Source organism: Bradyrhizobium sp. HKCCYLS2038 (assembly GCF_051167655.1).
In the GTDB taxonomy this organism is placed as follows: Bacteria; Pseudomonadota; Alphaproteobacteria; order Rhizobiales; family Xanthobacteraceae; genus Bradyrhizobium.
In genome coordinates, this window is the sequence record NZ_JBNPTM010000005.1 from 700,576 (window position 1) to 708,925 (window position 8,350).

The following is an 8,350-nucleotide window of genomic DNA, read 5'->3' on the forward strand; positions in this document are numbered from 1 at the left end:
CTACCTTGCTTCTACGGCGCTCGGGCTTGAGAGCGCAAAGCCGCACGCCGGGCATCGCCTACGACGCCGCCGCATCCTGACAACGCTCAGGACGTTCCAGCGATTAGCCGGGGAGTTGCGTGATGAACTCACCAAACTTGCGACCGCGGCCAGGAGCGGCTGCAAACAACGATTTGGTGTAATCGTGCTGCGGATCCCGGAATATCGCTTCGGTCGAACCGAGCTCGACGACTTCCCCCTGCCTCATGACGGCCACTCGGTCGCACACTTGCGCCGCCACCCGAAGGTCATGCGTTATGAAGAGAACCGCCAACTTGAGGCGCTTACGAACGTCATCCAGAAGCTGCAGAACCTGTCTCTGGACCGAAACGTCCAGTGCGGACACCGCCTCGTCCGCAATCAGAAGATCTGGCTCCATCGCCAGCGCGCGAGCAATACAAATTCGCTGACGTTGACCTCCCGAGAACTGATGCGGATAGCGCTGTAGCATGGAACCGTCGAGCTGCACGGTCTCCATCAGCCGCGCTGCACGGGACAGGGCCTCCGTCCTGCTCATGCCGAAATTTACGGGGCCTTCAATGATTGACTGGCCCACCGTTAGCCGCGGGTTGAGGGATCGATAAGGATCCTGGAAGACGATCTGAACCCGCCGGCGGTGCGGGCGCATTTGTGACGCCGCAAGATGCGTTACATCCGTTCCGCCGAGGAACACTTGGCCTTCACTCGGATCGATCAGGCGTGCGATGCACCGCGCCACTGTCGACTTTCCGGAGCCGGATTCTCCCACAATCCCGAGCGTCTCTCCTCTTTGAATCTCGATATCCACATTGGCGGCCGCCCGGACGACGCTTCCGCGCCGGAAGAGTCCAGATCGCTGATAGCTTTTGCCCAGCTTGTCGGTCCTGAGAATGATCGGTTGACCCCGCACTGGCTCGCGCGCCGGTGGCTGTAGCGAGGGAACCGAGGAGATCAGCATCTTCGTATAGTCCTGGCGAGGGTTCGACAAAATCTGATCTGTCGGCCCCACCTCGACAAGCTCCCCCGACCGGAGCACCGCGACGCGATGCGCAATCTCGGCAACGACGCCGAAATCGTGGGTAATGAAGAGTACGCCCGCGCCTCGGGTGCTTTGCAGCTCCGAGATCAGCTTCAAGATTCCGGCTTGTGTCGTGACATCCAGCGCCGTGGTTGGCTCGTCCGCAATGAGAAGGACAGGATCGAGAACCAATGCCATAGCGATCATGATCCGCTGGCGCTGCCCTCCGGACAGTTGGTGCGGAAAGGCTGCGTAGATCCTCTCTGCGTCGCGAAGCCGCACGCTCTCGAACATGGAGATGATCTTGGCTTTGCGAGCGGCGGGGCCCATATCACAGTGCGCTTGGAGAACCTCGTCAATCTGTCTTCCGCACGTCAACACTGGGTTGAGTGCGGTCATGGGTTCCTGAAAAATCATGGACATTCGCGCACAGCGCAATTGGCGCAGCCTGGCCTCGCCTACGCTGAGCACATCTTCTCCCTCGAGAAGAATCTGCCCCGCGGAAGGCTTGAGGGGCTTCGACAGCAATCCCATCGCAGCAAAGGCTGTCACCGACTTGCCCGAGCCCGATTCTCCGACCAGGCAGACCACTTCACCTGCCTTGACGGTCAAGTTGAAGTCCCGGACCGCGTAGCGGCGATCGATTCTAGTCGGAAGACCTATCGTGAGGTTGCGAATTTCGAGCACGGGTTTGCCGGTCGACGTCTTGTTACCGACTTGGTATTCGGAGCCGGAACGCTCTGGGATGACCGCTGCTCCTGTCATGGCTCCTCGCCCCTCGTAGGGTCGAGCGCGTCGCGCAGGCCGTCACCGATCATATTGATGGCAAGAACGGTCACTGCGAGAAATACGCCGGGGTAAAGCACGTTGTGAGGTTGGATACGGAACAACGCACGCCCTTCGGACATAATGTTCCCCCAACTAGGAATTTCAGGCGGCGTGCCGATCCCGATGAAGGACAAAGCGGCCTCCAGCAGGATGGCCGACGCTGCGAGAAACGTGCCCTGCACGATGAGCGGTGGCACGAGGTTGGGCAGAATGTGCCGAAACATGATAACCCACGTCCTCGTGCCGACCGATACCGCGCTTTCTACATACGGTTCCTCGCGCACGCTCAGCACGATCGATCTCACGACCCGCGCAACGCGAGGCACCTCGGGCACCACGATCGCAAAAATGACGGTCAGCAGCCCCCCACGCCAAATCGAAACCAGCGCGACCGCTAGCAAGATGCCTGGAATGGCCATCAAGCCATCCATTATCCGCATGACCGGACCATCCAGACGCCTGATGTACCCCGAGAGAAGGCCGATGAAGACGCCTATCGCAATGGCGAGGGCGGCGACCGTGACGCCGACAAACAACGATACCCGGGTGCCGTAGATCACCCGGCTGTAAACGTCGCGCCCCAAAGTATCGGTCCCCATCAGGGCGGTCCGCGTCACTTTGCTACCATCATCCAGCCGCACGGAGATCTCCGTGCCCGGCTTGCGATTGCGGTTTCCAGGATCAATCCGCGAGGGATCCACGGTTCCGAGGACGGGGGCCATCATAGCGGTGCATATCGCCGATAGCAGAAGCAACGTTCCAACGATGACGCCGGGGCTCAGCATGGCGGGAAGCCAGAGCCAGCCACGGTTTCGTCGCACGTTGGCGCTCCGTCCCTGACCCGACGCTTTTTCAACCAGCATACTCAAAGCCGAATCCTCGGATCGCAAATGGTATAAAGGATGTCGATCAGCAGGTTGATCAACACGTACACAACCGAAAACATCAGGATCACCGCCTGAATCGTCGGGAAATCGCGACTGAGCACAGCTTCCACGGTGAGCCGTCCTAGCCCAGGAAGACCGAAGACCGTCTCTGTGACGACGACGCCACCAATGAGCACCGCAACGCTTGTGCCAATAATGGTCAGCACTGGAACGGCAGCGTTGCGAAGAGCATGACGAACCAAGACGGTCTGCTCGGACAGCCCCTTCGCACGGGCTGTACGAATATAGTCTTCCTTCAAGACCTCGATTACCGCAGCCCGAGTCATCCGCGAAATGAGAGCGATGAAGCCGACGGAGAGCGTCAGCGACGGCAGAATGAGATGAAGGATGCAGCCCACTGCATCCTCGTGCAGCCGAACGTAGCCCTGTACGGGAAGAAGGCTCAGAGAAATCGAGAAGACGTAGATGAGGCAGTAGCCAACAACAAAGCCCGGAACAGAGAATCCGATTACTGAAAGAGCCATCACGATCCGATCGAAGTACGATCCTTGCCGATAGGCGGCCAACACTCCGGTTGGCACCGCTATCACCGTAGCAATGAGAAGCGTACAGAGAGACAGCGCTAATGTCGGCTCGATGCGCTGCCCTATCAGTTCAGCGACGGTCGTCTTGAAGAAGAAACTTTCTCCAAGATTCCCTTGCGCAAGGTGGCCGAGCCAGATCCCGAATTGCGCCCACAATGCCTCGTTCAAGCCCAGCTTGCCTCTAATGAGCTCAATCTGATCTGACGTCGCATTGTCTCCGGCGATGATCGCTGCCGGATCCCCGGGAATGAGGCGCAACATTAGGAAAACCAGGATCGTCACAACGGCGAGAACGGGCAACGTCCCGAGCAGGCGCCGAACAATGAAATCAGGCATATCTGCACCATCGATAGCGGGAGACAGCTTGGCATGCCAGATCAAGGCCAACGGCCGACATCGATTTGCGGCAGAACCGTACTCGACGACGGCGAGCGCGGTCGGCCCGATCAAGACGCGAGCAGACCCGAGCAAGGCAAGACAGCGCCGGATTACGACACGGCAAGCATATCCGCGCAATCAAGCTCCACGGCACCGGACGACGGAACGTCATCGGCGTGATCTCCTTCCCTTCTGCCCGACTTCTTTCGGCCGAGGCAGATGAGACTTTGATCATAATACTTGCTTTTTGTCTAGCAAGTGTTTTGACTTCGTCCCGAAGCGCCCTCCAGGGGCGTTCACCGAGGGAGAAAACAAGAAATGTCGTGGGTTCGCTGCATCCTTGTAGCGGCCGTCCTCGCGCTAACCGCAGGCACGGTCGAGGCCAACACGCTACGCGTGGTCATGTCTTCCGATTTCAAAATCCTCGATCCGTACTGGACGACCGCCTATATCGTACGGAATCACGCCTATATGATCTACGATACCCTGTTTGCGACCGACGCAAATTTGCAGATCAGGCCGCAGATGGTTGACTCCTGGAATGTTTCCGAAGACCAGCTGACCTATACGTTCAAGTTGCGAGAGGGTCTCCAGTGGCACGATGGCCAACCGGTCACCAGCGCAGACGTGATTCCGTCGATCAGACGGTGGTCGGCGCGTGACGCCGCCCTGGGACAACCGCTCATGCGGCTGATCAAGGAAATGACGTCCGTCGATGAACGCACCTTTCGTATCGTCCTGACTGAGCCGACGTCCTTGTTGATGACCGCGCTTTCGAAGCCCTCGCTGAGCATCTTCATCATGCCTCGGCGCGTTGCCGAGCTCGATCCGAATGTCCAACTGAGCGATACGACCGGCTCAGGTCCATTCATTTTCAAGAAGGACGAATGGAAGCCAGGCGAAAAGGCCGTTTACGTCAAGAATCCGAACTACAAGCCGCGCGCGGAGCCGCCTTCGGGCCTCGCCGGAGGCAAGGTAGCAAAAGTCGACCGCGTGGAGTGGATCACTCTCGCTGACGCACAAACGACCGTGAATGCGCTGCTGAAGGGTGAAATCGATATGATCGAATCACCTCAACCCGATCTCTTCCCGCTGCTTGAGGGGGACCCCAATATCGAGCTCGTATCGCTGAGCAAGCAGGGTTCCCAGTTTCTGCTTCGCTTCAATGTGCTGAACAAGCCGTTTGATAATCCCAAAATTCGCCAAGCCGTGCTCTACGCGCTCAACCAGGAGGACTTTTTAAATGCCGCGGTCGGAGACCCGCGGTTCTATATCAAGTGTAAGGCAGTCTTCATCTGTAATACCCCCTTCGGTTCAACCAAGGGGTGGGACGACAAGCTCGAATCGAATTTCACCAAAGCGAAAGCCCTGCTCACCGAGGCAGGTTATGACGGAACTCCCGTCGTCCTCATGGGTCCCACCGATCTTCCAATCCTGAACAATCTCGGGCCCGTCGCCAAATCCCTGCTCGAGCGAGCCGGCTTTGTCGTCGATTTTCAGCGGATGGACTGGTCCACCCTGGTCTCTCGCAGGGCCAAGAAGGACCCCCCTCCTGCAGGTTGGAGCGCGATGTTCACGCTGCCAACCGCTTCGGATCTCTATAATCCTCTGGTCAATGGCATGGTCAACGCATCCTGCGACAAGGCTTGGTTCGGCTGGCCCTGTGATCAACGACTCGAGGACCTTCGGCGCGCCTTCAGTCAAGCAACCGCGATGGAACGGCAAACGGAGATTGCCGAGGCGATCCAGATTCGGATGTTGGAATACCCGACGCATATCCCGCTCGGTCAGGTCAACCTACCCATCGCCCGCCGAAAAACCGTGAGTGGAAACATCGAGGCCAATGTGCCGGTGTTCTGGAACGTCGAAAAGAAGCCCTGATCCGGTCCCCGCAAAAGGACGGGGCCGCGGCAGGCCGACACCGTTGGCGTTGTCGGCCTGCTTATGTGCCTGGTCGCTTCAATGTTACGGCCCGCTAGAGAGGAGAGCTATCGTGGATCTTGGAATAAAGGGGCGCAGAGCCATTGTGGCCGGCGGCAGCGCCGGGATGGGACGGGCAACCGCAGCGGCCCTCGCTCTGGAAGGCGCCGATGTCCTGATCAGCGCCAGAAACGAGGAGCGATTACGGCAGGCTGCAGCGGAGCTCACCCGCGAGACCCGTCGAGAGGTCAGGTTCATTCGAGCGGACCATACCACTGCGGAGGGTCGAGCAGCGCTCCTCGACGCGTGCCCCGCCCCCGACATTTTGGTCACCACGATTTCGCCCCCGCCGTACACACCTGATTTCCGGCAAATCACAGCCGATGATTGGATCGATGCTTATCGATCTGGCACGGTAGGACCAATCGAGCTGATGCGAGCAGTCGTGGACGGCATGGCCGACCGTCACTGGGGCCGCATCATCAACATCGTAACCGTTGCCATAAAGTTCCCGGTCGAGCGTCGGCTGTTGTCTGGTGCGCCACGGACGGCGCTGGCGAGCTATACGGCGGTGGTGGCTCGAAAGCTGGCGAAGCACAACGTCATCATCAACAATCTACTCCCCGGAATGTATGCAACAGACTCCTTTCTGTCGCGCGCCGAGCTGCTCAACGCGTCGACCGACGAGCTCGATCGTGCGAAGAAGGATGTCGCAAAAGAGTGGCGTATCCCAGCGGGACGAATGGGAGATCCCGACGACTTCGGTCGCTTCGCGGCCATCTTCGCTTCCGAATTCGCAAACTTCGTTGTGGGACAGAATATCGTCATCGATGGAGGCTCCGGGGGCGGCATGTTCTAGCAGCCAGCCGAAGAGCACAAGCTGGGCCCCGAGTCTTTCCTGCTTCACGTCACTCTGCTCAAGGGCGCTTGAAGCGATCACAACGCTGACCCTGTTGGTGCGCAGGGTCAGCCTTGCCCCTTTCGGCGGGCCGGGTCAGCGCGCCGCAGCTGCAGATATTGGGGACCACAGCTTCGAGTCTCATCAGGATTGAAGGATCGTCTGGATGCGTTTCCTCAATTCGGTCCGATAGAACTCGGTCCCCATGCAATCGATGATCGCCTCCATCTCGGCAAAGAGCTGCACAGCATGGGGCGTCGACATAGACTGTCGAAGCAGTGCTTTCGTATGAAGGATCGCGTCAGCAGAGTTCTGGGCAAGCCGATTGGAAAGCTCGCGTGTCGCTTGCTCAAGCTCGGCCGCCGGAACGAGGCGGTCGATCAAGCCGAGCTCAAGACCGCGGTCCGCGTCAAGCGTCTGTTCACCTAGATAGAGCTGGATAGCCCTTCTTATTCCGATCCGCTCCGCAGCCGCCCTGGTTGCCCCGCCGTCGGGCGGAAGCCCAAGGAGCGCGTAGGCCGGCGTGAGCGTCGTTGTATCTGCAGCGATGCAAAAGTCGGCCTGTATTGCCAGCGATAATCCTATGCCCACCGTCCGACCATGAATGCTTGAGATGACCAGACGCCCGCCCTCGCGTAGAGCGAGCGACACCTCGTTGAGATCACCCAGAATTTCCCTCACCATAGGGGATGGATCTCCCCGATGGCGAAAGAACGTCGCCAAATCGGCCCCAATGCAAAAGGCGGGGCCATTTCCCCTCAAGACGACGACTCGAACCGTGTCATTCTTCATCACACGACGCACGATCTCGCTCAATCGCCTGGCCAAAGCTCCGTCGAAGGCATTTTGGGCCCGAGATCTGTTTAGCGTTATCGTTGCAACGCCACCATCCACATCAAGTAACACAAGCTCATTGTCGTTCATGGAGGCCACTTCACCAATTGGGAGCCCAACAGGGCTGCGAGACAACATTTACTTGTTGACTGTTTAGCAAATTTACGACCGTATTGAAATGACGATATCAAATGCAGGGGACGCCTATCTTCACGACTCGTGGCTTGATGCCTCGGTCCTGGCGTTGCCCAAACGCCGAGTGTGGCTTCGTAATAGCTGCTTTTCCGAGGCGAGCAGAAGTGGGAGAAGAGCAAGGTGAGCGATCGAACATGTCGGCCTATCATCGATGCTGCAATGACGGCGCCAACCGCCGCCGATTCGTTTTTCCTTCGACGCGGCGACATACTCGTCGGTATCGTTCAAGAGAGATACAGTTGTCGCGCATTTCTGCCGATGGATATTCCGCAGCAAACGATCGACGCGATATTGCTGACCGCGCAGCGCACGGCATCCTGGCAAAATACCCAACCCTGGAACGTCGCGATCGCTAGCGCCAGGGCGACCCGACGTCTGCGAACCTTGATCCGTCAATATGCAAAAGAACATCGGAAACAGCCAGACCCTCCTACATGCCTGAGCGGAGAATACATGAAGCGCGCCGAGCGCTTCTGGGATTCCCGCCGTAAGGCTCAGAACCTGCCGTCCAGGACGAGCGATGCTGTGGAGCCGGAGGAGCTACAGTTCTTTGACGCTCCTCGTTTGGCGCTTGTCACAACACCGGGAGGGCTAGGGCACTTGAGTACTCTCGATTGCGGCGGCTACATAGCTAATTTTCTGCTTGCGGCCCAAGCTTTCGGAGTCGCAACGTCAATTCTGGCTACTCTAGCCGACTTTCCCGATTTTTGGCGTGGGTCGTGTCCCGGGTAGTGGTGTAGCTCGGTAGAGCAAAGCCGCCCGGACGCGCGCTCTCACATAGCGCCGTAGC

Annotated in this window: 7 protein-coding genes; 3 read left to right on the top strand and 4 right to left on the bottom strand. The window is 58.6% G+C overall.

All coding sequences use genetic code 11. The features are described 5' to 3' along the window. Positions 1–103: 103 nt before the first annotated feature. The 3 genes from ACQR1I_RS25095 to ACQR1I_RS25105 form a co-directional block, all read right to left on the bottom strand. Positions 104–1,801 (bottom strand): ABC transporter ATP-binding protein, encoded by a 1,698-nt coding sequence (locus tag ACQR1I_RS25095; RefSeq protein WP_434867942.1) that lies wholly within the window; start codon positions 1,799–1,801, stop codon positions 104–106. Then, positions 1,798–2,649, bottom strand: a complete 852-nt coding sequence (locus ACQR1I_RS25100; RefSeq protein ID WP_434868434.1) for an ABC transporter permease — start codon at positions 2,647–2,649, stop codon at positions 1,798–1,800. The genes ACQR1I_RS25095 and ACQR1I_RS25100 overlap by 4 nt, the downstream gene beginning before the upstream one ends. A gap of 80 nt (positions 2,650–2,729) precedes the next feature. Then, entirely contained in the window at positions 2,730–3,671 is a 942-nt protein-coding gene (locus ACQR1I_RS25105; RefSeq protein WP_434868433.1) for an ABC transporter permease, read from the bottom strand. Positions 3,672–4,031: 360 nt separating this feature from the next. On the opposite strand from ACQR1I_RS25105, the gene ACQR1I_RS25110 reads away from it, so the two are divergent. Together ACQR1I_RS25110 and ACQR1I_RS25115 are read left to right on the top strand one after the other, a co-directional pair. Continuing rightward, positions 4,032–5,594: an ABC transporter substrate-binding protein gene (locus tag ACQR1I_RS25110; protein WP_434867941.1), complete on the top strand. Its 1,563-nt coding sequence runs from the start codon at positions 4,032–4,034 to the stop codon at positions 5,592–5,594. 112 nt (positions 5,595–5,706) lie between these two features. Next, the gene (locus ACQR1I_RS25115; RefSeq protein WP_434867940.1) at positions 5,707–6,492 is read left to right on the top strand and encodes an SDR family NAD(P)-dependent oxidoreductase; all 786 of its coding nucleotides are present in this window, start codon (positions 5,707–5,709) and stop codon (positions 6,490–6,492) included. A 183-nt stretch (positions 6,493–6,675) separates the two neighbouring features. Here the strand turns inward: ACQR1I_RS25115 and ACQR1I_RS25120 are convergent, their stop codons facing one another. After that, the gene (locus tag ACQR1I_RS25120; protein ID WP_434867939.1) at positions 6,676–7,455 is read right to left on the bottom strand and encodes an enoyl-CoA hydratase/isomerase family protein; all 780 of its coding nucleotides are present in this window, start codon (positions 7,453–7,455) and stop codon (positions 6,676–6,678) included. 264 nt (positions 7,456–7,719) lie between these two features. On the opposite strand from ACQR1I_RS25120, the gene ACQR1I_RS25125 reads away from it, so the two are divergent. Next, positions 7,720–8,292 carry a nitroreductase family protein gene (locus ACQR1I_RS25125; RefSeq protein WP_434867938.1) on the top strand — a complete coding sequence of 191 codons (573 nt, stop codon included), beginning with the start codon at positions 7,720–7,722 and terminating at the stop codon, positions 8,290–8,292. The last annotated feature ends 58 nt before the right edge of the window (positions 8,293–8,350 follow it).

What these genes read in the sequence shown, in the direction of transcription:
- ACQR1I_RS25100 (WP_434868434.1), bottom strand. Translation starts at nt 2,649, where the DNA reads ATGCTGAGCCCCGGCGTCATCGTTGGAACGTTGCTTCTGCTATCGGCG.
- ACQR1I_RS25110 (WP_434867941.1), top strand. Translation starts at nt 4,032, where the DNA reads ATGTCGTGGGTTCGCTGCATCCTTGTAGCGGCCGTCCTCGCGCTAACC.
- ACQR1I_RS25105 (WP_434868433.1), bottom strand. Translation starts at nt 3,671, where the DNA reads ATGCCTGATTTCATTGTTCGGCGCCTGCTCGGGACGTTGCCCGTTCTC.
- ACQR1I_RS25095 (WP_434867942.1), bottom strand. Translation starts at nt 1,801, where the DNA reads ATGACAGGAGCAGCGGTCATCCCAGAGCGTTCCGGCTCCGAATACCAA.
- ACQR1I_RS25120 (WP_434867939.1), bottom strand. Translation starts at nt 7,455, where the DNA reads ATGAACGACAATGAGCTTGTGTTACTTGATGTGGATGGTGGCGTTGCA.
- ACQR1I_RS25125 (WP_434867938.1), top strand. Translation starts at nt 7,720, where the DNA reads ATGACGGCGCCAACCGCCGCCGATTCGTTTTTCCTTCGACGCGGCGAC.